Genomic DNA, 19492 nt, shown 5'->3' with positions numbered 1-19492 from the left:
GTCGGTACGCGTGTCGGTGGTCATGTCCGGGCATCCTTCCCGTCAGGCGTGTCCGAGGATCCGACGCAACGCCGCCGTCAGCAAACGCTCCGCTTCCTCGGCCGACGCGGCGGCCGTGGCGTGCCGGAAGGCGACGAATCCGTCGGGGCGGACGAGCAGGGCTCCCCCGTCGGCCGTCCCGCTCAGCCGCGCCCAGTCGCCATACGGGTCCTCGTACTGCCGGCCGGGGCCGATGACGACCGTGGTGATCGCCAGGCCCTGGGCCTCGGCCGCCCGCGTCCAGTGGTCGCCGCCGATGCCGGTGATCAGGGTGAAGCGGCCCTGCCCGACGGTGTCGAGGGTGGACAGCGCGCGGGTGCCGGAGGTGATCCAGGCGTGCGGGAGCCGGGCGCCGGGGCGGGTGCTGGGCTGGTGGTACAGCTCGGGGTCGCGGTCGAAGCCGGGTTCGGGGGTGCCGTCGGGGACGATCGCCTGCGAGGTGTACCGCTGGTTGAGGTCGACGCCGTGCGCGTTGAACTCGTACACCTTGAACGCGATGGCCTCACGCAGGCGCGCCCGCTGCTTCTCGGCGGCCTCGGTGGCGTCCTTGCGGGCGGCGATGTTGGCCCACAGCTGCTCGGGGGTCTGCGGGGCGAGCCCGTCGAGGGCCTCGAAGACGGGCGCGGTCTCGCCGATGGACTTGTTGGCGCGGGTGACGATCTGCCGGCCGATCGGGGCCCGCTCGGCGGTGTAGGTGTCGAGCAGCCGGGGGGAGGCCGTGCCGTCGAGGACGAGTTTGAGCTTCCAGGCCAGGTTGTAGGAGTCCTGGATGGAGGTGTTGGAGCCGAGGCCGTTGGACGGCGGGTGCCGGTGCGTGGCGTCGCCGGCGCAGAAGACCCGGCCGTTGGAGTACGTCTGCGCGTACATCTCGTTGACCGTCCACGCGGAGGACGACTTGACGGTCACCGGGATCTCGTCGTCGCCGATCAGCTTGCGGACGACGCTCTCGGCGTACTCGGTCGTGAGGTCGGGGGCGCCCGCGGTGACGTCGTACCCCCACACGATCAGCCACTCGTTCCAGGGGCGGACGCAGCGCACGAGGCCCGCGCCGATGCCTCCGACGGTGGCGCCCGGGGCGAGCACCCAGTAGAGGGTGGACGGCCGGTGCGCGGTGTACTTCGCGAGGTCCGCGTCGAAGACGATGTTGATGCTGCCGGCCACGCCCATCTGGCCGCCCATGGGCAGTCCCGCGTCCTCCGCGACCTGGGAGCGGCCGCCGTCGGCGCCGATCAGGTACTTCGCGCGGATCGTGTACGTGTCGCCGCGCAACCGGTCCTCGACGGTGACGGTGACGCCGTCGGCGTCCTGGACGAAGGACCTGTAGACGGTGCTGAACCGCAGGTGGGTGCCGCGGGCGACGGCCGCGTCGATCAGGACGGGCTCCATGAGGTGCTGCGGCATGTCGCACATGCGGGTGGGGCTGGCGAGTTCGTGCGCGGCCTGCACGAGCGGGTCGTTGCCCCAGGAGCGGACCCGGCCCAGTTCCTCACCGGCGAGGCTGGTGCAGAAGGTGGTGTCACCCATCAGGTGCTGCGGGGTGGCCTTCGCGACGACCTCGTCCTCGACGCCGAGGTCCCGCAGGACCTCCATGGTGCGCTGGTTGGTGATGTGCGCGCGGGGCGTGTCGGCGAGACGGGCGTGGCGGGTGACGACGATGTTCGGCACGCCGTACGTGCTGAGCGCGAGCGCGGCGGAGGCTCCGGCGGGGCCGCTGCCCACGATCAGTACGTCGGTCACGACATCGGGCTCGACGGTGTGCACGGGGAACGCTCCAGGGACATGAGGACGGACACCGACCGTCGAAGATCATGGACGCGGGTGCGGGAACGTGGGTGTCTCAGTTTGAGACAGTGCGGCGCCGATGCCGGGCGGCGCGTCAGGGGACGCGGAACCCGGGGCGTTCGCGTCCGGGCTGCCCGCGCCCTGCGGCGCGGCGGCCGTGGGCTTGGGAGCCCAGGATGTGAGGGCCCGGGGGTGCAAGGGCCCGGGGTGTCCGCTGGGACTGCCCACGCCGCGATGTACGGAAACGGGGCGCTTGTTGCTCATTCAACTGGTGCCGGTACGGTGAATGGCGTCGTGACCACCACAGAGCAGCCCTCCGTCTCCGACCGCCCCGCCCTGACCTCGCTGCGCAGGGCGCGGGAGTCGTTCCTGCTGGGGCGGCAACTGCCGGACGACGTACCGGAAGAGGTCGTCGCCGCGTGGAGGCGTGCCCGGTTCTTCGGCGTACGGCACGACATGCCGGCCCCGGTCCCGGACCCCGCGCCGCCTCCCGTACGGCCCGAGGACCCGGCCCTGCTGGCGGCGGCCCGGCCGGTGCTGGAACGGATCGCTCCCGCCCTCGGCACGGAACAGGCGGCCCTCCTCCTCACCGACGAGCGGCTGCGGGTGCTGTGGGCGGCCGGCGGCGGACGGCACGACCTCAGCCGCCTCGACCTCTCCGAGCGCACGGTCGGCGTCAACAGCGCGGCCCGCGCGCTCAGCACGCGCCGGCGGGCCGAGGTGCACGGGCCCGAACACTTCCTCGACCTCTGGCAGGACGTGTCCGCGGTCAGCGTGCCGGTGCTCTCCCCCGACACCGGGCGCCCGCTGGGCACGGTGACCGCGGCCTCCACGCTGTGCGCGGAGTGCGGCCCGCATCCGGGTGCCGCACTCGCCGAGGCCGCCGCCGACGCCGTCGAGGCCGAACTCCTCGCGCGGTCGCAGGGGGCGGAACGGGTGCTGCTGGACGCGTACTTGGCGGCGCTGCGGGGTGCCCTGCCCCCGGGCCGGGACGGTACCGCGGGTCCGGAGCGCGGCGGGACCGGGCGCCCGCCGGCCGGGCGGGCGGTCGTCGCCCTCGACGGACGCAGCCGGCTGGTCAGCGAGGCGGCGGGGCGGCTGCTGTCCCCGGAGGGCTTGGAGGCGCTGGAGCGCGCCGCGGTCGCCGCGAGGAGAGGCGCGGCCCGCGCGGCCGTGCCGCTGCCGGAGGGGTCGAAGTGCCGCGCGACCCTCACCCCGGTGACGCACATGGGCTCGGTGATCGGCGCGGTCGCCGTGCTGGAGCCGGTGGGGCGGACGGCCACCTGGGCGGACGGGCCGGGCGGCGCGACGCCGGGCGGGCCCCGTTGTGGCGGCGGTGACGGTGTCGGCGTGGGGGTGGGCGGACGTTCGGTGGCCTGGCGGCACGCGGTCGACCGGGCGACGGAGCTGGCGCGGTCGTCGTCGGAGCCGCTGCTGCTCGTCGGGGAGCGCGGCACCGGGAAGGCGTCGCTGGCCCGGGAGTTGACCGAGGGGCCGCTGCTGACGGCGGACGCGGCGGAGGGGGCGGTGCACGCGGCGCTGGAGGAGTGGGCCGGTGGTCGGGCGGTCCTCGTCCGGCACGCCGAGCGTCTGACGCAGCGCGATGTGGCGGCCCTCAACTCGCTCCTCGAAGCGCCTCCCGCCGCGCTCCTGCTGGTGACGTACACCCCGGGCCCCCCGCCCGGCCCCTGCCTCCAGCGACTGCTGGACAGCCTGGCCGCGCGTTCGGTGACCCTGCCCGCGCTGCGCGAACGCCCTGAGGACATCAGGGACTTGCTCGACTCCGTCACCCCCCGGCCGGCACCCGGGCAGCCGCCGCTCACCTGGTCGCTGGACGCGCTGCGCGCTCTGGAGCAGCATCCATGGCCCGGCAACGTCACCGAACTGGTGCACCTGGTACGGGCGTTGACCGAGCAGCGCCGGGCGACGGGGCCGGTCCGGCGGACCGAGCTGCCGGACCCGGTGCGGGAGGGCCCGGCAGCCCGGCAGCTCAGCCCGATGGAACGGGCCGAGCGCACCGCCATCCTGGACGCCCTGCACCGCCATGGCGGCAACAAGGCCCGTACCGCGATGGCCCTGGGCATCGCCCGCGCCACGTTGTACCGGAAGCTGCGGGGCTACCGGGGCTGAACGCCCAGCGGATCGGCCGGCCGGTCATGGGCGGAGGTCGCGTCGGCGGACGGTTGACCAGGACCCTCGGTGCCGGTGGGCCCGGCATCGACGGGCGGGGCCTCGGTGGTCCCGACATCGGTGGTCGCGACATCGGTCGGCGTGATGTCGGTCGGCTTGCTGCCCGCGGGCTTGGGGACGGTGGGCGTGCTGCCGGTCGGCTTGATGCCGGCGGGCCCGCTGCCCACGAGCCTGCCGGCGGTCGAACTGCCGTCCGTGACTGCCTCCGTGACGGTATCCATGGCCGCGTCCGTGGGGCCGTCGTCGAGGAAGCCCCCCGACTGGTGCTGCCACAGCCTGGCGTAGGCGCCGTCGCGGGTGAGCAGTTCCTGGTGGGTTCCCTGTTCGATGATCCGGCCGTGGTCGAGGACGACGAGCTGGTCCATGCCGGCGACCGTGCTCAGCCGGTGGGCGACCACGAGCGCCGTACGCCCCTCCATGAGCCGCCACAGCGCCTCCTGGACGAGGCGTTCGCTCTCGGAGTCGAGGGCGCTGGTCGCCTCGTCGAGCAGCAGGATCGGCGCGTCGCGCAGGATCGCCCTGGCGAGCGCGACCCGCTGGCGCTGTCCGCCGGACAGTTTGACGCCGCGCTCCCCCACCAGCGTCTCGAAGCCGTCCGGCAGGGCGTCGGCGAACTCCGTGACGTGGGCCGCCTCCGCCGCCCGCCGGATCTCGGCGTCGGTGGCGTCCGGCCGGGCGAACGCGATGTTGTCCCGCAGAGTGCGGTGGAACATCGCCGGGTCCTGCGGCACGTACGCGATGAGGCTGCGCAGGTCGGCCTGGCGCAACCGGCTGATGTCCTGGCCGCCGACGAGGATGCGGCCGGCGTCGATGTCGTTCATCCTCAGCAGGAGCCGGGAGAGCGTCGTCTTGCCGCCGCCGGACCGGCCCACGAGACCGACCTTGGTCCCGCTGGGCACCGTCAGGTCGAGGCCCCGGAAGAGCGGTTCGGCGCCCGCGTGGGCGAAGGTCACCTTCTCGAAGCGCACATCGGCGGGGCCGGGCCGCAGCGGCTCCGGGTCCGCCGGGTCGAGCACGGTCGGCGGGTTCCGCAGCAGGTCGGTGAATTGCGCGGCCTCCGTCATCGCGCTCTCCATCCGGCGGTAGATCTGGTTGAACTCGAACATGATCCGCGTCGCGTTGGTGTAGTACGTGAACGCGACGACGACCGCCTCGACGCCGTTGCCGCCCGCGCCGAGGGCGATCGCCAGCACCAGGCCCAGCACGTTGGTCAGCACGGACAGCGGGGCGACCAGGGTGTCGATGCGGAGGTTGCCGTAGTCCCACGACCGCAGGGACAGCCGACGGGACTCGGCGACCCGTGACCGGTGTTCGGCGGCCTCCCGCTCCTCGGCGGCGAAGGCGCGGACGGTGTCCATGTTCATCAGACTGTCGGCGACATGGCCGGACACCCGGGCGATGGCCTCCTCGCGCAGGCCCACGAGTGCCTGGCGGCGGCGGATGAGGGGCACCACGCAGACCGCGGTCAGCGCGATCATCACCAGGAGTCCGGCGACGAGCAGCGGTTCGTACCGCCAGAGGACCACCGCGCCGAACAGCAGCGGAACGACGTTGCCCAGGACCGAGAAGGTCAGGGTGTCGACGAACTGCTCGAAGCGGGACGCGAAACTCAGGACCCGTTTGGTCAGCGAACCGGCGAAGTTGTCGTGGAAGAACGTGGCGTCCTTGGCGAACAGTTCGTCCATGCCGATGACGTACAGGCGCTCGATACCGAGGGCGTCGAGACGGTTCAGACAGTGCAGACCGAGGCGCCAGAGCGTCTCGGCGCACAGGAGGACGCCCGCGAAGCCCAGGATGTAGGGCAGCGTCGAGCCGAGGCTGACGTCGGCGTCGTCGGCGACACGGCCGACGAGTTTCGCGACGACCAGCGGTGCGGCGTAGTAGATGCCGATGTTGCCGAGGGCCGGCAGGAGCATGCCGGGGACGGCCAGCAGCCGCAGCCGGGCCAGTTCCCGTCCGTAGTAGCGGAGTGCGAGGAGGACCGGGCCTTTGCCCGGCGTTGCTGTGTGCGAATCAGGTGATCCCATCCCGCCTCTGTGGTGTCGTGTGGCAGTCGGCCACGGGCCTCTTGGGGAGATGCCCTGCCTGAACGGCCGCGTCATACGCATATAAAGAGGGCATAAGACGAAGTCTCCCGTGCCGGACCGGACGGGGTCCAAGGCTTTTGGCGCTGCCGACGACGGGCCGCACACGGGTGCGAATCGATCCGGCCATACCGTTCGCGGCGGCAAAACGAGCAGCGGGCCCGCCGTGTTCGGCGGACCCGCTGGCCCTGCACCGTCGGGACGACAGGATTTGAACCTGCGACCCCTTGACCCCCAGTCAAGTGCGCTACCAAGCTGCGCCACGTCCCGGTGCGCTGTCCGCGGTGGAACCGCGTGATCGCGCAGACAGAACTTTACCGTACGTCGGCCGGTGCCCCGCGGTCGGTGAGGGACGGGGGACAATCGGGGCATGGACGCGACTTCGGACGGCGGGACGGCACGGCGGCGGGACCGGGACCCAGAGGGGCGTGCGCGGAACGCGCGCCCGCGGGACGGGCTGGGGCGGCCGTTGCCGTACGGGGCGGACGGTGTGGAGCGGCAGCCGGAGGGGGTCGCGCGGAGGCCGGAGGAGACCGTCGCGCAGGCGCAGGCGCTGCTGGACGCGGGGAGGCCGTTCCACGCGCACGAGGTCTTCGAGGACGCATGGAAGGCGGGGCCGGAGGAGGAGCGCGCCCTGTGGCGGGGTCTGGCCCAGCTCGCGGTGGGGCTCACGCACGCGGCGCGCGGCAACGCCACGGGCGGTGCCCGGCTGCTGCGGCGCGGGGCCGCCGCGGTCGAGGAGTGGGCGGCGGCCGCGGGCCACGACTGCCCGTACGACATCGACCTGACGCACGTCGTGGCCTGGGCCCGCGACCTGGCCGGGGTCGTGGAGGGCGAGCCGCGGCCGGTGGACGCGGGCAGCCGGGCGCCGCGTCTGCGGGGGCACGGCCCCCGGTAGCGGCCCCGAGCGCCCTCCTCGGTACCCGCGCGGAGCGTCTCCGCACGCACGCCGCGGCCGGGCGGTGTGATCGTGACGCCGCGACGTCCACTCAGGACGCCGCCCCCCTGCCTGTCTCCTTGCGGAAACGGTGGCCACCGCGCTCATCGGCACGTTCGGCGAGGAGACTGGCGCTGATCGCCTCGTGTCGCCGTATGCCGCTGCCGGAGGTCCTGGTGCCGGTCTTCGACCGCGTGGCGGAGGAGGGGTACCTCACCCGTGACGGCACGCCGCCCTCCCTCATGGAGGCGGGTGCCCACGAGGCCCGGGTGGGGTGACCAGCGCGGCCTGGGGCGACTGGCTCCGCCGAGGGCTGGAGGAGGACTACGGCCGTCCCGTCGACGGGGACCGGTGCACCGCCGTCGACGCCGTCGCCAAGCGGCTGCTGCGGGAGGACCTCATGCGAGGGCTGTCGGCGCGGGATCGCGCGTCGCCCCCGTCCGGCGCGACGGCGACCACCGGCTGGCGGGCCCCGGCTGGTCCAGGCCGACCAGCGGCAGCCTGCCGGCCGATCGACTCGGGCGTATCGTCCCGGTATGACGGATAAACGTGCTGTTCTGGTTGACATCGACGGCGTGCTCACCGTCTCGTGGAAGCCCTTGCCGGGTGCGGTCGGGGCGTTGCGGGAGATCCTCGGGGCGGGGCTGGGGATCGCGCTGGTGACGAACACGACGTCCCGGACGCGGGCGTCGATCGCCGGGGTCCTGAGCGGCGCCGGGTTCCCCGTGACCGCCGACGACATCCTGACCGCGCCGACCGTGACCGCCGCGTATCTCGCCCGGCACTGTCCCGGAGCGCGCTGCGCGCTGCTGAACAGCGGTGACGACATCCGGGAGGACCTCACGGGGGTCCGGCTGTCCGGCTACGACGCCACGGACGCGGGCGTGGACGAGAACGAGGGCGTGGACGCGGGCGTCGACGTGGTGATCGTCGGCGGGGCGGGGCCCGGTTTCGACTACGAGGCGCTCAACCGGGCCTTCGGGCAGCTCCAGGGCGGTGCCCGGCTCGTCGCCATGCACCGCAATCTGTACTGGCGGACCGACGACGGACTCCAACTGGACTCGGGTGCGTTCCTCGTCGGGCTGGAACGGGCGGCGCGCAGGGAGGCCGAGATCACGGGCAAGCCGTCGGCCGCGTTCTTCGAGGCGGCGCTGGCGCACCTCGGCGTCGCGGCCGGGGAGGCGCTGATGGTCGGGGACGACATCGAGTCGGACGTACTGGCGGCGCAGCGCGCGGGCATCACCGGTGTGCTCGTCAGGACCGGGAAGTACCTGCCGGAGACCCATCGCGCCGCGAGCGGCAGCCCCGACCACGTGGTGGACTCGTTCGCGGATCTGCCGGCGCTGCTGGGGATCGGCGGGGGGACGGCGTCAGCGCAGCAGTAGCTGGAGGCCGCCGAGGACCGTCGCCGCGATCACCAGGTGCTCGAACAGCCGCTGGTTGATGCGGTGCACCGCCCACTTGCCGAGGAGGGCGCCCGGCACCACGAACAGGGCGAGCGCCGCGTCCAGCAGCAGGGAAGGGCCGTCGATGAGGCCGAGGCCCACACTGAAGGGGACCTTGGAGACGTTGACGATCAGGAAGAAGAACGCCGACGTGCCGAGGAAGCCGAGCTTGCGGAAGCCCGCCGACAGCAGGTACATCGACATCACAGGGCCGCCGGCGTTGGCGACCATGGTGGTGAAGCCGCCGAGGACGCCGTACGAGCGGGCCTTGACGCGGCCGGCGCGGGTGGTGACGGAGTCCGGTGCGTCGTCCCGGTCGACGGTACGGCGGCGCCACACGGTCACCGCCGTCATCAGCAGCAGGATCGCGCCGATCGAGGTCCGGACGATCTGGTCGTCGGCCCACATCAGGAACAGCGTGCCGAACACGACGCCCGCGCCGACCGCGGGGAACAGCCGCCACAGGGTCGGCCAGTGGGCGTGCCGGCGATAGGTCAGCACGGCCAGGACGTCCCCGACGATGAGGATCGGCAGGAGCACACCGGTCGAGGCGCGGGCCGGCAGCACGGCCGCGAAGATCGCGAGGCTGACGGTGTTGGCGCCGCTCACGGCGGTCTTGGAGAAGCCGACGAGGAGGGCGGCGAAGGCGAGTGCGGCGAACTCGGCCGGGGACAGGTGCCAGAGAGTCATCGTGTTCATGCGGAGACCGATGCTATGCGCACCTAACGGCCTCCTGGCAGGACCGTCTCGCCTGCCGGCCCTGAGCGGGGCGGCGCGGGACGAGCGACGCGGGACGAGCCGGGCCGGCGGCGCGGGGCCGGTCACACGAGGCAGCCCGCACGGACGAGGGGTGCGGGCGGTGCTCGGTGCCGGCCGGGGGTGACCGGTTCGGGTGGGGTGCCGGTCGGACCATGGACCGGCGGCGGGTGGACTGGCAAGATCCACCGGGTTACCTTCACCGACGCAGCTGGAGGAGTCATGGCCGACTCGCGGGAGCACGCCTTCGCCGGAACCCGGGGTGGTGTCACCGCACGCGAGTGGCCGCGCGAGGGGGCGCAGTACGTGGCGCTCCTGGTCCACGGCTACGGCGAGCACATCGGCCGGTACGAGCATGTGGCGCACGCCCTCGTCGGCCATGGCGCGGCGGTGTTCGGGCCGGACCACATGGGGCACGGCAGGTCGGCGGGCGAACGGGTCATGATCGAGGACTTCGAGGACGTCGTGACCGATGTGCGCGCGGTGGAGGAGCTGGCCCGGGCCGCGTACCCGGGACTGCCGGTGGTGCTGATCGGCCATTCGATGGGCGGTCTCGTCGCCGCCCGGTACGCCCAGCGGTACGGCGCCGGGCTGGCCGCACTCGTGCTGTCCGGCCCGGTGATCGGTGACTGGAAGGCGGTGCGGGCGCTCCTCGCGCCGCCGGAGGTGCCCGAGGTTCCGCTCGACCCGAAGCTGCTGTCGCGGGATCCGTCGGTCGGCGCCGCGTACGCGAACGATCCGCAGGTGTGGCACGGCCCGTTCAAGCGGCCGACATTGGAGGCTCTCGCGCGCACCCTGGAGGCGGTCTCCGCGCACGGGAGCGTCGGGGCGCTGCCGCTTCTTTGGGTGCACGGCGACGACGACCGGATCGTGCCGCCGGCCGGCACCCGTACCGGCGTCGAGGAGTTGCGCGGCGCCGTGTGGGCGGAGCGGCTGTACCCGGGTGCCCGGCACGAGGTGTTCAATGAGACCAACCGGGACGAAGTCCTCGCGGACGTCCTGGAGTTCGTGGACGGCGTGCTCGCCGGCTGAGGCCCTCGACAGGCCCGGCGGGCGGATACGCGAAGCCCCACGGGCGGGTGCGCGGGCCCGGCGGGCGGGTGCGCGGGAAATGTGGAAGGCTCGCGTCCCACCTGGGGCGGGCCGCGTTTCCCCGCGTGCGTCCTGGGCACCCGGCCTCCCATGGAGTGGTTGCGGCAAGCGGCCTGCGTGGGTGAGGACCCAGAGTTGTCCTTCCCCGTCGGGACGACAGGACCGGCGCTCGACGACGTCGAAGCCGCCAAGCGCGTCCGCGCCCGGTGCCCCGTGCTGCGCGAGTGTCTGCATGGGGCGCTCGGCAGCGGGCAGACGTCCGGCGTGTGGGGCGGCATGTGCGAGACGGAACGCACCGCACTGCTCCGCACGGCCGGGAGCGCAGAGGCGGCCCGGCACGAGGCGTCGGCGCGGCGCGGGGCGACGCGCCACGAAGCGATGACGACGCGCCATTGATGTGATGAGGAGTTGCACCTGATGACGATGGTGAGGAGCACCCTGCCCGAGTCGGCTCTCCGGGTGACCGGGGACGCGTTGCAGGAGACGCTGGTCGACCTGCTGGGGCTGTCCCTGATCGGCAAGCAGGCCCACTGGAACATCGTGGGCCCGAGGTTCCGTTCGATCCACCTCCAGCTCGACGAGGTGGTCTCCACGGCACGGTCGTACGCCGACCAGGTCGCCGAACGCGCGGCGGCACTCGGCGTGGCGCCCGACGGCCGCCCCGAGACGGTCGCCGCCCGGTTCGCCCTGCCGGGCACCAAGGAGGGCTGGCTGCGGGACAACGACGTCGTGCGGCTCATGGTGGAGGCGCTGACGACCGCGATCGGCCGCCTGCGGGAGCGTATCGAGGCCACCGAGGAGGCGGACAAGGTGTCGCAGGACCTGCTGATCTCCCTGACCGCCGAACTGGAGAAGCAGCGCTGGATGTTCGAGGCGGAGAACTGGCCGCGCGAGGACGCCTGAGCGCACGCCCCACAGGGGTAAGCGAGCACGAGCAGCGAAGAGGGCTGCGATGACCGACGCCCTGGAACGGACGCGGTGTAGGAGGAGTTCCACCGCGTGGTGAACAGGACCTCGCAGGAGCCGGCCGCCTGGCTCCGCACCCGGTACGCAGGCCAGGAGAGCGAGGCGCAGCCCGGACGGCCGGGGTCCCCCGCCGGCCGGCAGGTGCTGGAGCTCCTGCGGAAGTGGCGTACGGACCTCACCGTGGACGACGTCCAGGTGATGTACATGGTCGTGGACTCGGTGAACGCGCGGCAGGAGCACGGGCCGGACACGGACGGGACGCACCGCCGCCACCGGCTGATGGCGCTGGGACACGACCCGCTCAGGGCGTAGCCGTCCACACCCGTCCCTCACCACCCCGTGCGTCCCCGACCCGCCCGTCCCCGTCCCCCACTGGCGGCGTCCGCGCGAGCGCGGGCGCCGCCCCGGCGCGCCCAGGGGTCAGTCGGGGCCGCCGCGGGTGAGCATCCGCTCCAGCCGGTCGAAGCGCTCGTGCAGGGCGCGGGCGGTCTCGTCGCACAACTCGTGTGCGTGGTGGCCGAGTTGGTGGCGCTTCTGCTCCCGGCCCACGAACCAGGTGGCGAGGGCCGCCGTGACCATGCCGTACGTGGTGATGCCGACGACCATGACGACCGTGCCGACGACCCGGCCCCAGAAGGTCACCGGGTAGAAGTCGCCGTACCCGACGGTCGTGGCCGTCTCGATCGACCACCACAGGGCTTTCGGGTACGACGTGAGGTTGGCGCGCGAGGCGTTCTCCTCGGCGGCGGTCACCGCCCAGGAGCCGAGGATCATGACCACGACGAGGACGACGGTGGCGCCGCCCGCGGCCCGCAGGTGCAGGGGGCGGCCCTTGCCGTCCCGGCCGAGCAGCAGTTCGACGGCCCTGGTGAGGAAGCCCGGCAGCACGGTCACCCCTCCGCCGGGTCCGGCGGCGCGCCGAGGTGGCCGCGGCGGGCGTGGGTGGCGTGGCGGTCGAGTTCGTAGGCGACCCGGATGAGCGGAACGTGGGTGAACGCCTGCGGGAAGTTGCCGAGTTGGCGGCGGGCGCGGGGATCGTACTCCTCGGCGAGCAGTCCGACGTCGTTGCGCAGGTCGAGCAGTCGCTCGTACAGGGCGCGGGCCTCGTCGTCGCGGCCGATCGACAGCAGGGCGTCCGCGAGCCAGAAGGAGCAGGCGAGGAAAGCGCCCTCGCCGCCGGTGAGGCCGTCCGGGGAGTCGGTGCCGCCCGCCGAGTAGCGGGCGACGAGGCCGTCGACGAGGAGTCCGCGGCGCACCGCCTCCACGGTGCCGACGACGCGGGGGTCGTCGGGCGGCAGGAACCCGGCCTGCGGGATCTGGAGCAGCGCGGCGTCGAGCGCGCGGGAGTCGTACGACTGGGTGAAGGTGCCCCGGTCGGGGTCGAAGGCCCGTGCGCAGACCTCGCGGTGGATGCGGTCCCGGATGCGGCGCCAGTGGGCCACCGGGCCGGGGCGGTCGTGCGCCTCGGCCAGACGGACCGCCCGGTCGAAGGCGACCCAGCACATCACCTTGGAGTGCGTGTAGTGGCGTGGGGTGCCGCGCATCTCCCACAGGCCCTGGTCGGGTTGGGTCCACACCTGCTCCAGATGGTCGAGGAGCACCGCCTGGAGGTCGACGAGGTGCCGGCGCGGGCGCAGTCCGCAGCTGATGGACAGGTGGATGGTGTCCATCACCTCACCGGGCACGTCGAGCTGGAGTTGGGCCGCGGCGGCGTTGCCGATCCGCACCGGGCGCGACCCCTCGTACCCCGGCAGCCAGTCGGCCTCCCATTCGGTCAGCCGCCGCTCCCCGGCGATGCCGTACATGATCTGCACGTCCTCGGGCCGGCCCGCGAGGGCCCGGGCCAGCCAGCCGCGCCAGGCGTCCGCCTCGGCGGTGAACCCGCTGCGCAGCAGCGCCTCCAGGGCCATCCCGGCGTCACGCAGCCAGCAGTAGCGGTAGTCCCAGTTGCGGACGCCGCCGATCCCCTCGGGCAGGGAGGTGGTCGGCGCGGCGACGATGCCGCCGGTCGGCTCGTACGTGAGGGCCTTGAGGGTGATGAGCGAGCGGGCGACGGCGTCTCGGTAGGGCCCGTCGTACGTCAGCCGACGCAGCCACAGCCGCCAGTACGTGTCCGTGGCGGTCAGCGCGTCGAAGGCGTCGACGGGGTCGGGGGCCGGCAGGTGGGAGGGACGCCAGACGAGCACGAGGGGAACGCGCTCGCCGGGGGTGACACGGAAGACGGCGCGGTGGGAGGTGCCGTGGGCGGTCAGCCTGACGGGGGTGTCGAGCCATACCGCGTCGGGCCCGGCGATGCCGGTCAGCTGCCCGCCCTTGCGCCGCATCCACGGCAGCACTCGGCCGTAGTCGAAGCGCAGCCGCAGCTCCACGCGCATGTCCACGGTGCCGGACAGCCCTTCGACGATCCGTACGACGCAGGGAGCTTCCTCGCCGCGCGGCGGCATGAAGTCGGTGACCAGGGCCCGCCCGGAGGGGGTCTCCCACTCCGTCTCCAGGATCAGTGTGTCGGCCCGGTAGCGGCGGCGGGCCACGGCGCCCGCCTCGTCGGCGGGGGCGACCCGCCAGCGGCCGTTGTCCTCGTCGCCGAGCAGGGCGGCGAAGCAGGCGGGCGAGTCGAACCGGGGCAGGCAGAGCCAGTCGATGCTGCCGTCCTTGGCGACCAGGGCCGCGGTGAGGAGGTCGCCGATCAGGGCGTAGTCCTCGATGGCGCTGGGTCCCGACCGCGCGCCGGGGGCTTGTCCTGGCATGGGGTCAGTGTCGGGGCGCGCGGGGACGGGGGCATGCGGGGCGGGGCGTTCGAGTTGCCGGGGATCGACGGCTGACCATGCACAGGCCGCCCGGCGAACCCGACTGCGGCCGGGGGTGCCGCCGTCCCGGAGTCCGGCGCCGCGGACGCCCGGCGCCCGCGTGATCGACGACCGGCGCTGGGCCGCCACTGCCGTGCTCGGTGTCGCGGCATTCCGAGGCACGGCACCATGTGACATAGTACTGACGTGACCGAGCGACTGACCTGCGACGTCGTGGTGGTGGGCGCGGGGATGGTGGGCGCGGCCTGCGCCCTGTACGCGGCCCGGGCAGGGCTGGGCGTGACGGTGGTGGACCGCGGCCCGGTGGCCGGTGGCACGACCGGGGCGGGCGAGGGCAACCTCCTCGTCTCCGACAAGGAACCCGGTCCCGAACTCCGACTCGCCCTGCTGTCGAACCGTTTGTGGACCGACCTGGCCGCCGAGCCCGGCCTCGGAACGGCGTTCGAGTACGACCCGAAGGGCGGACTCGTCGTCGCCTCGGCACCGGAAGGGCTCGCCGCGCTGGAGGCGTTCGCGGCCGGGCAGCGCACCGCCGGGGTCGCGGCGGAGACCGTCACCGCCGGGCAACTCCGTGAACTGGAGCCGGAGTCGGCCCCCGGTCTCGCGGGCGGCGTGTACTACCCGCAGGACGCCCAGGTCATGCCGACCCTGGCGGCGGCCCATCTCGTACGGGCCTCCCGAGCCCGGCTGCTCACCGGCTGCACGGTGACCGGGGTGCTCCGCTCGCGCGACGGCGCCGTACGCGGCGTACGGACCGACCGCGGCGAGATCCACGCCCCGGCGGTGGTGAACGCCGCCGGTACCTGGGGCGGGGAGGTCGCCGCGCTCGCCGGGGTGCACCTCCCCGTACTCCCCCGGCGCGGGTTCGTCCTCGTCACCGAACCGCTGCCGCCCCTGGTGCGGCACAAGGTGTACGCGGCCGACTACGTGGCCGACGTGGCCAGCGACTCGGCGGCGCTGCAGACCTCGCCGGTCGTCGAGGGCACGGCCGCCGGGCCGGTGCTCATCGGGGCGAGCCGGGAGCGGGTCGGTTTCGACCGGTCGTTCTCGCTGCCGGTGGTGCGGGCGCTGGCGGCGGGCGCGACCCGGTTGTTCCCGTTCCTGGAGCGGGTGCGCGCGATGCGGACGTACGTCGGGTTCCGGCCGTACATGCCCGACCATCTGCCCGCGATCGGGCCGGACCCGCGGGTGCCGGGACTGTTGCACGCGTGCGGGCACGAGGGGGCGGGCATCGGACTCGCCACCGGCACGGGGCAGTTGATCGCCCAGGTGCTCGGCGGTCGGACACCCGACCTGGATCTCACACCGTTCCGCCCGGACCGGTTCGCGCCGCGGGACGAGGAACCGGGGCTTCGCGGGCGGCGGTTCGCCGCGCGGGACGGGAACCCGGGGCGTCGTGGCCGGTTCGTCGCGCACGAGGAGGAGGCGGAATGAATCCGTCGGAACTGGCGGGCGCCGAACCGGGTGCCGCGTTCACCGTCACCCTCGACGGGCGTGAACTGGACGCCCTGCCCGGTCAGACGGTCGCGGCGGCGCTCTGGGCGGCCGGCGTGACCTCCTGGCGCACCACCCGCGGCGGGGGCCGGCCGCGCGGGGTGTTCTGCGGCATCGGCGTCTGCTTCGACTGTCTGGTGACCGTCAACGACCGCCCCAACCAACGGGCTTGTCTGGTGCCGGTCCGGCCGGGCGACGCGATCCGCACGCAGGAGGGGACGGGGCATGAGCACTGAACCGGTCGGGCCGTACGGACAGGCCGGGGCGTACGGACAGGCCGGGCCGCGCGGTGGCACGCCGCCGCGCCTCGCGGTCGTCGGCGCGGGGCCCGCCGGTCTCGCCGCGGCGCTGGCGGCGACCGCGCGGGGCGTCCACGTGACGCTGGTGGACTCCGCGCAGGCGCCCGGCGGTCAGTTCTACCGGCAGCCCGCCGCGGCGCTCGGGGCGCGGCGCCCGCAGGCGCTCCACCACCAGTGGCGGACCTGGCGGCGGCTGCGCGACGGCCTCGCACGGCACATCGCCGCCGGGGGCGTGACCCTTCTTCCCCAGCACCACGTGTGGTGCGTGGAGCGGCGGTCCGAGGGGCCGGCCGGGCGACCGCACGCCGGCGGCTTCACCGTGCACGCGCTGCTCGGCCCCGGGCAGGAGGAGCCCGTCGAGGTGCGGGCCGACGGCGTCGTGCTCGCGACCGGCGGCTACGAGAAGGTGCTGCCCTTTCCCGGCTGGACGCTGCCGGGCGTGATCACCGCCGGGGGCGCGCAGGCCATGCTGAAGGGTGGGCTCGTGGTGTCCGGCCGTACGGCGGTCGTCGCCGGGACCGGCCCGTTGCTGCTGCCCGTGGCGACCGGGCTCGCGGCGGCCGGTGTCCGGGTGGCCGCGCTGGTCGAGTCCGCCGCCCCCCGGGCGCTCGCCCGACGGGTGGGGACGCTCGCGGGCCGGGCGGACAAACTGGCCGAAGGGGCCGGGTACGCGCTGGAGTTGCTGCGCCGCCGGGTGCGGACCCTCGTCCGTCACACCGTGGTCGAGGCGCACGGCACCGACCGGCTGGAGGCCGTGACCGTGGCCGCGCTGGACACTGCGGGGCGGGTACGGCCAGGCAGTGAGCGGCGCATCCCCTGCGACACGCTGGCCGTCGGGCACGGCATGGTTCCGCACACCGACCTCGCCGAGTCCCTGGGGTGCCGCGTCGACGCGCACGGTATGAGCGTCGCCGTCGACGACGAGCAGCGCACGGACGTGCCGGGCGTCTGGGCGGCGGGTGAGGTCACCGGTATCGGCGGGGCGGCTCTGTCCCTGGCGGAGGGCCATGTCGCCGGGCGTTCGGCGGCGGCCCGGCTCCGGGGCCGGGAACCGGATCCGCGGGAGTGGGAGGCCGCGGCCGCGTCCCGTACGCGGCTGCGGGAGTTCTTCGCCGCGCTCGACACGGTGTATGTGCCGCCGGCGCACTGGGCGGAGCAGCTCACCGACGACACGGTGGTGTGCCGGTGCGAGGAGGTCACCGCCGGGGCGGTCCGCGAGGCAGTCGGTGAGCTGGGAGCCGGGGACGTCCGGACGGTGAAGCTGCTCACCAGGGCCGGGATGGGCTGGTGCCAGGGCCGGATGTGCGGGCCGGCGGTCGCCGGGCTCGCGGGGTGCGCGGAGACGACGGCCCGGCGGCCGTTCGCATGCCCCGTACCGCTCGGCGTGCTGGCGCGGGCCGGGGAGAGGGGCGAGCCGGGACCGCCGACCGGGGAGACCCAGGGTCGGGGAGGGCCGACCGTGGAGTGAGCCGTCGTCGAGAAACCGCCCGATCTGCCTTACGTTGTCCGATCCATCCGACAGCAGCCAGTCCGAGCCGTCCGACAGCCAGTCAGCCGGCCAGTCCGACCCGTTCGACTCCTCCGGCCCGTTCGAAACGCCGTCAGTACCATGTCACACCGTATGAAGGGACCACAGATGACCACGTCCGCGCGCTCGACCGGCACCGGCAACCGCCCCTGGCGCGGTGTCCTCGTCGCCACCGCACTCCCCCTCCGCGACGATCTGTCGGTGGACTACGACAAGTACGCCGAGCACTGCGCCTGGCTGGTGGAGAACGGCTGCGACGGTGTCGTGCCGAACGGTTCCCTCGGCGAGTACCAGGTGCTGACGCCCGAGGAGCGGGCGCGGGTCGTGGAGACGGCGGTCGCGGCGATCGGCGGTTCACGGGTGATGCCGGGGGTCGCCGCCTACGGCTCCGCCGAGTCCCGCCGCTGGGCCGAGCAGGCACGGGACGCGGGCTGCGCGTCCGTGATGCTGCTCCCGCCGAACGCCTACCGCGCCGACGAGCGTTCGGTGCTGGCGCACTACGCGGAGGTCGCGAAGGCGGGCGTGCCCGTGGTGGCGTACAACAACCCGATCGACACCAAGGTCGACCTCGTCCCGGAGCTGCTGGCCAAGCTGCACGGCGAGGGGTACATCCAGGCCGTGAAGGAGTTCTCCGGGGATGTGCGCCGGGCCTACCAGCTGGCCGAACTCGCCCCTGAACTGGACCTGTTGATCGGCGCCGACGACGTGCTGCTGGAGCTCGCGCTGGCGGGCGCGAAGGGCTGGGTCGCCGGCTACCCGAACGCGCTGCCCGCGGCGGCCGTGGAGCTGTACCACGCGGCGGTGGACGGTGACCTGGCGACGGCGAAGGGGCTGTACGCGCAGTTGCACCCGCTGCTGCGCTGGGATTCCAAGGTCGAGTTCGTGCAGGCCATCAAGCTCTCCATGGACATCGTGGGCCGGCCCGGGGGGCGCTGCCGGCCGCCGCGGGTGGAGCTGCTGCCGGAGCAGGAGGCCGTGATCCGGTCCGCGACGGAGAAGGCGGTCGCCGCGGGACTCTCGTGACGCGCGGGAAGGGAAGGAGAGCGGAAGAAGGAGAACGGTCATGCGCAGCAAGCTCGTCCTGCACGCCGTCGACTCGCACACCGAGGGCATGCCCACCCGGGTGATCACCGGTGGGATCGGCACGATCCCCGGCGCGACCATGAACGAACGGCGGCTGTGGTTCCGTGAACACCGGGACGACGTCAAGCAGTTGCTGATGAACGAGCCGCGCGGTCACGCGGCGATGAGCGGTGCGGTCCTCCAGCCGCCCACCCGCCCCGACTGCGACTGGGGCGTGGTCTACATCGAGGTCTCCGGCTATCTGCCCATGTGCGGCCACGGCACGATCGGGGTCGCGACGGTCCTGGTCGAGACCGGCATGGTCGAGGTCGTCGAGCCGGTCACCACCATCCGTCTCGACACGCCGGCCGGGCTCGTCGTCGCCGAGGTGGCGGTCGAGGACGGCGCGGCGCGGGCCGTCACCCTGCGGAACGTACCGTCGTTCTCCGTCGGCCTCGACCGCAGGATCACCCTGGCCGACGGCCGGACGGTCACCTACGACCTGGCGTACGGCGGGAACTTCTACGCCATCCTTCCGCTGGAGGAGTTCGGGCTGCCCTTCGACCGCTCCCGCAAGGACGACATCCTCCGGGCGGGCCTCGATCTGATGGCGGCCGTCAACGCCGAGGAGGAGCCCGTGCACCCCGAGGACCCGTCCATCCGCGGAGTGCACCACGTCCACCTGTACGCGCCCGGCGCCACCGCCCGCCGTTCACGGCACGCGATGGCCATCCATCCCGGCTGGTTCGACCGCTCGCCCTGCGGCACGGGCACCAGCGCCCGCATGGCACAACTGCACGCGCGGGGCGAACTCCCGCTGCACACCGAGTTCGTGAACGAGTCCTTCATCGGCACCCGGTTCACCGGACGGCTCCTAGGCGAGACCGAGGTGGCCGGGGTCCCGGCCGTACTGCCGAGCTTCACCGGCCGCGCCTGGATCACCGGCACGGCCCAGTACCTGCTCGACCCGACCGACCCGTTCCCCTCCGGATTCGTGCTCTAGTGCCCCGT

Annotated in this window: 18 protein-coding genes and 1 tRNA gene; 13 read left to right on the top strand and 6 right to left on the bottom strand. The window is 73.6% G+C overall.

Translation table 11 applies throughout. The annotated features are described in order from the left end of the window. Nucleotides 1–42: 42 nt before the first annotated feature. Nucleotides 43–1800: an FAD-dependent oxidoreductase gene (locus tag GSY65_RS32880; protein WP_159775373.1), complete on the bottom strand. Its 1758-nt coding sequence runs from the start codon at nt 1798–1800 to the stop codon at nt 43–45. Between the two features lie 315 nt (nt 1801–2115). Between GSY65_RS32880 and GSY65_RS32875 the strand changes: the two genes are divergently transcribed. Further along, a complete protein-coding gene (locus GSY65_RS32875) occupies nt 2116–3951 on the top strand; it encodes a helix-turn-helix domain-containing protein (protein ID WP_443043283.1) in 1836 nt (611 codons plus the stop codon). Here the strand turns inward: GSY65_RS32875 and GSY65_RS32870 are convergent. Both GSY65_RS32870 and GSY65_RS32865 read right to left on the bottom strand, forming a co-directional pair. Next, on the bottom strand, nt 3939–6038 hold the full coding sequence (locus tag GSY65_RS32870; protein WP_159775371.1) for an ABC transporter ATP-binding protein: 2100 nt from the start codon (nt 6036–6038) through the stop codon (nt 3939–3941). The genes GSY65_RS32875 and GSY65_RS32870 overlap by 13 nt on opposite strands. Nucleotides 6039–6291: 253 nt before the next feature. Further along, a tRNA-Pro gene (locus GSY65_RS32865) sits at nt 6292–6365 on the bottom strand. A 100-nt stretch (nt 6366–6465) separates the two neighbouring features. Between GSY65_RS32865 and GSY65_RS32860 the strand changes: the two genes are divergently transcribed. The 3 genes from GSY65_RS32860 (at nt 6466) to GSY65_RS32855 (ending at nt 8417) form a co-directional block, all read left to right on the top strand. Next, nucleotides 6466–6993, top strand: a complete 528-nt coding sequence (locus GSY65_RS32860; RefSeq protein ID WP_159775369.1) for a DUF309 domain-containing protein — start codon at nt 6466–6468, stop codon at nt 6991–6993. Nucleotides 6994–7187: 194 nt separating this feature from the next. Continuing rightward, nucleotides 7188–7310, top strand: a complete 123-nt coding sequence (locus GSY65_RS34410; RefSeq protein WP_268978243.1) for a hypothetical protein — start codon at nt 7188–7190, stop codon at nt 7308–7310. Nucleotides 7311–7568: 258 nt separating this feature from the next. Then, nucleotides 7569–8417: an HAD-IIA family hydrolase gene (locus GSY65_RS32855; RefSeq protein ID WP_159775367.1), complete on the top strand. Its 849-nt coding sequence runs from the start codon at nt 7569–7571 to the stop codon at nt 8415–8417. Here the strand turns inward: GSY65_RS32855 and GSY65_RS32850 are convergent. Continuing rightward, nucleotides 8403–9176, bottom strand: a complete 774-nt coding sequence (locus GSY65_RS32850) for a sulfite exporter TauE/SafE family protein (RefSeq protein ID WP_159775365.1) — start codon at nt 9174–9176, stop codon at nt 8403–8405. The genes GSY65_RS32855 and GSY65_RS32850 overlap by 15 nt on opposite strands. A gap of 279 nt (nt 9177–9455) precedes the next feature. On the opposite strand from GSY65_RS32850, the gene GSY65_RS32845 reads away from it, so the two are divergent. From GSY65_RS32845 to GSY65_RS34405, 4 genes are all read left to right on the top strand, one after another. Next, on the top strand, nt 9456–10265 hold the full coding sequence (locus GSY65_RS32845) for an alpha/beta hydrolase (RefSeq protein ID WP_159775363.1): 810 nt from the start codon (nt 9456–9458) through the stop codon (nt 10263–10265). Nucleotides 10266–10415: 150 nt separating this feature from the next. Further along, entirely contained in the window at nt 10416–10721 is a 306-nt protein-coding gene (locus GSY65_RS32840; RefSeq protein WP_159775361.1) for a WhiB family transcriptional regulator, read from the top strand. A 21-nt stretch (nt 10722–10742) separates the two neighbouring features. Continuing rightward, complete coding sequence (locus GSY65_RS32835) at nt 10743–11228, top strand: Dps family protein (protein ID WP_159775359.1); 486 nt, start codon at nt 10743–10745, stop codon at nt 11226–11228. A gap of 96 nt (nt 11229–11324) precedes the next feature. Continuing rightward, nucleotides 11325–11603, top strand: coding sequence for a DUF3140 domain-containing protein (locus GSY65_RS34405; protein ID WP_328707526.1), 279 nt, complete (start codon nt 11325–11327; stop codon nt 11601–11603). A 108-nt stretch (nt 11604–11711) separates the two neighbouring features. Here GSY65_RS34405 and GSY65_RS32825 read toward each other — a convergent pair whose 3' ends face one another. Continuing rightward, on the bottom strand, nt 11712–12179 hold the full coding sequence (locus GSY65_RS32825) for a potassium channel family protein (protein WP_159776655.1): 468 nt from the start codon (nt 12177–12179) through the stop codon (nt 11712–11714). A gap of 2 nt (nt 12180–12181) precedes the next feature. Further along, nucleotides 12182–14038, bottom strand: a complete 1857-nt coding sequence (locus tag GSY65_RS32820; RefSeq protein ID WP_159775357.1) for a glycoside hydrolase family 15 protein — start codon at nt 14036–14038, stop codon at nt 12182–12184. A gap of 246 nt (nt 14039–14284) precedes the next feature. On the opposite strand from GSY65_RS32820, the gene GSY65_RS32815 reads away from it, so the two are divergent. From GSY65_RS32815 to GSY65_RS32795, 5 genes are all read left to right on the top strand, one after another. Beyond that, complete coding sequence (locus GSY65_RS32815; RefSeq protein WP_159775355.1) at nt 14285–15532, top strand: NAD(P)/FAD-dependent oxidoreductase; 1248 nt, start codon at nt 14285–14287, stop codon at nt 15530–15532. After that, complete coding sequence (locus GSY65_RS32810) at nt 15529–15828, top strand: (2Fe-2S)-binding protein (RefSeq protein WP_159775353.1); 300 nt, start codon at nt 15529–15531, stop codon at nt 15826–15828. The genes GSY65_RS32815 and GSY65_RS32810 overlap by 4 nt, the downstream gene beginning before the upstream one ends. Further along, on the top strand, nt 15818–17359 hold the full coding sequence (locus GSY65_RS32805) for an FAD-dependent oxidoreductase (RefSeq protein ID WP_159775351.1): 1542 nt from the start codon (nt 15818–15820) through the stop codon (nt 17357–17359). Before GSY65_RS32810 ends, GSY65_RS32805 begins: the two co-directional genes overlap by 11 nt. A gap of 153 nt (nt 17360–17512) precedes the next feature. Beyond that, nucleotides 17513–18442 carry a dihydrodipicolinate synthase family protein gene (locus tag GSY65_RS32800; protein WP_236580157.1) on the top strand — a complete coding sequence of 310 codons (930 nt, stop codon included), beginning with the start codon at nt 17513–17515 and terminating at the stop codon, nt 18440–18442. Nucleotides 18443–18482: 40 nt separating this feature from the next. Next, complete coding sequence (locus GSY65_RS32795; protein ID WP_159775349.1) at nt 18483–19484, top strand: proline racemase family protein; 1002 nt, start codon at nt 18483–18485, stop codon at nt 19482–19484. The last annotated feature ends 8 nt before the right edge of the window (nt 19485–19492 follow it).

This window comes from Streptomyces sp. HM190 (assembly GCF_009857135.1).
GTDB lineage: Bacteria > Actinomycetota > Actinomycetes > Streptomycetales > Streptomycetaceae > Streptomyces > Streptomyces heilongjiangensis.
This window is presented reverse-complemented; position numbering and strand designations above follow the sequence as displayed.

Bases quoted from the DNA above. Each gene is read 5' to 3' on its own strand.
- GSY65_RS32870 (WP_159775371.1), bottom strand. From the start codon at position 6,038: ATGGGATCACCTGATTCGCACACAGCAACGCCGGGCAAAGGCCCGGTC.
- GSY65_RS32860 (WP_159775369.1), top strand. From the start codon at position 6,466: ATGGACGCGACTTCGGACGGCGGGACGGCACGGCGGCGGGACCGGGAC.
- GSY65_RS34410 (WP_268978243.1), top strand. From the start codon at position 7,188: ATGCCGCTGCCGGAGGTCCTGGTGCCGGTCTTCGACCGCGTGGCGGAG.
- GSY65_RS32855 (WP_159775367.1), top strand. From the start codon at position 7,569: ATGACGGATAAACGTGCTGTTCTGGTTGACATCGACGGCGTGCTCACC.
- GSY65_RS32850 (WP_159775365.1), bottom strand. From the start codon at position 9,176: ATGAACACGATGACTCTCTGGCACCTGTCCCCGGCCGAGTTCGCCGCA.
- GSY65_RS32845 (WP_159775363.1), top strand. From the start codon at position 9,456: ATGGCCGACTCGCGGGAGCACGCCTTCGCCGGAACCCGGGGTGGTGTC.
- GSY65_RS32840 (WP_159775361.1), top strand. From the start codon at position 10,416: ATGGAGTGGTTGCGGCAAGCGGCCTGCGTGGGTGAGGACCCAGAGTTG.
- GSY65_RS32835 (WP_159775359.1), top strand. From the start codon at position 10,743: ATGACGATGGTGAGGAGCACCCTGCCCGAGTCGGCTCTCCGGGTGACC.
- GSY65_RS32820 (WP_159775357.1), bottom strand. From the start codon at position 14,038: ATGCCAGGACAAGCCCCCGGCGCGCGGTCGGGACCCAGCGCCATCGAG.
- GSY65_RS32810 (WP_159775353.1), top strand. From the start codon at position 15,529: ATGAATCCGTCGGAACTGGCGGGCGCCGAACCGGGTGCCGCGTTCACC.
- GSY65_RS32805 (WP_159775351.1), top strand. From the start codon at position 15,818: ATGAGCACTGAACCGGTCGGGCCGTACGGACAGGCCGGGGCGTACGGA.
- GSY65_RS32800 (WP_236580157.1), top strand. From the start codon at position 17,513: ATGAAGGGACCACAGATGACCACGTCCGCGCGCTCGACCGGCACCGGC.
- GSY65_RS32795 (WP_159775349.1), top strand. From the start codon at position 18,483: ATGCGCAGCAAGCTCGTCCTGCACGCCGTCGACTCGCACACCGAGGGC.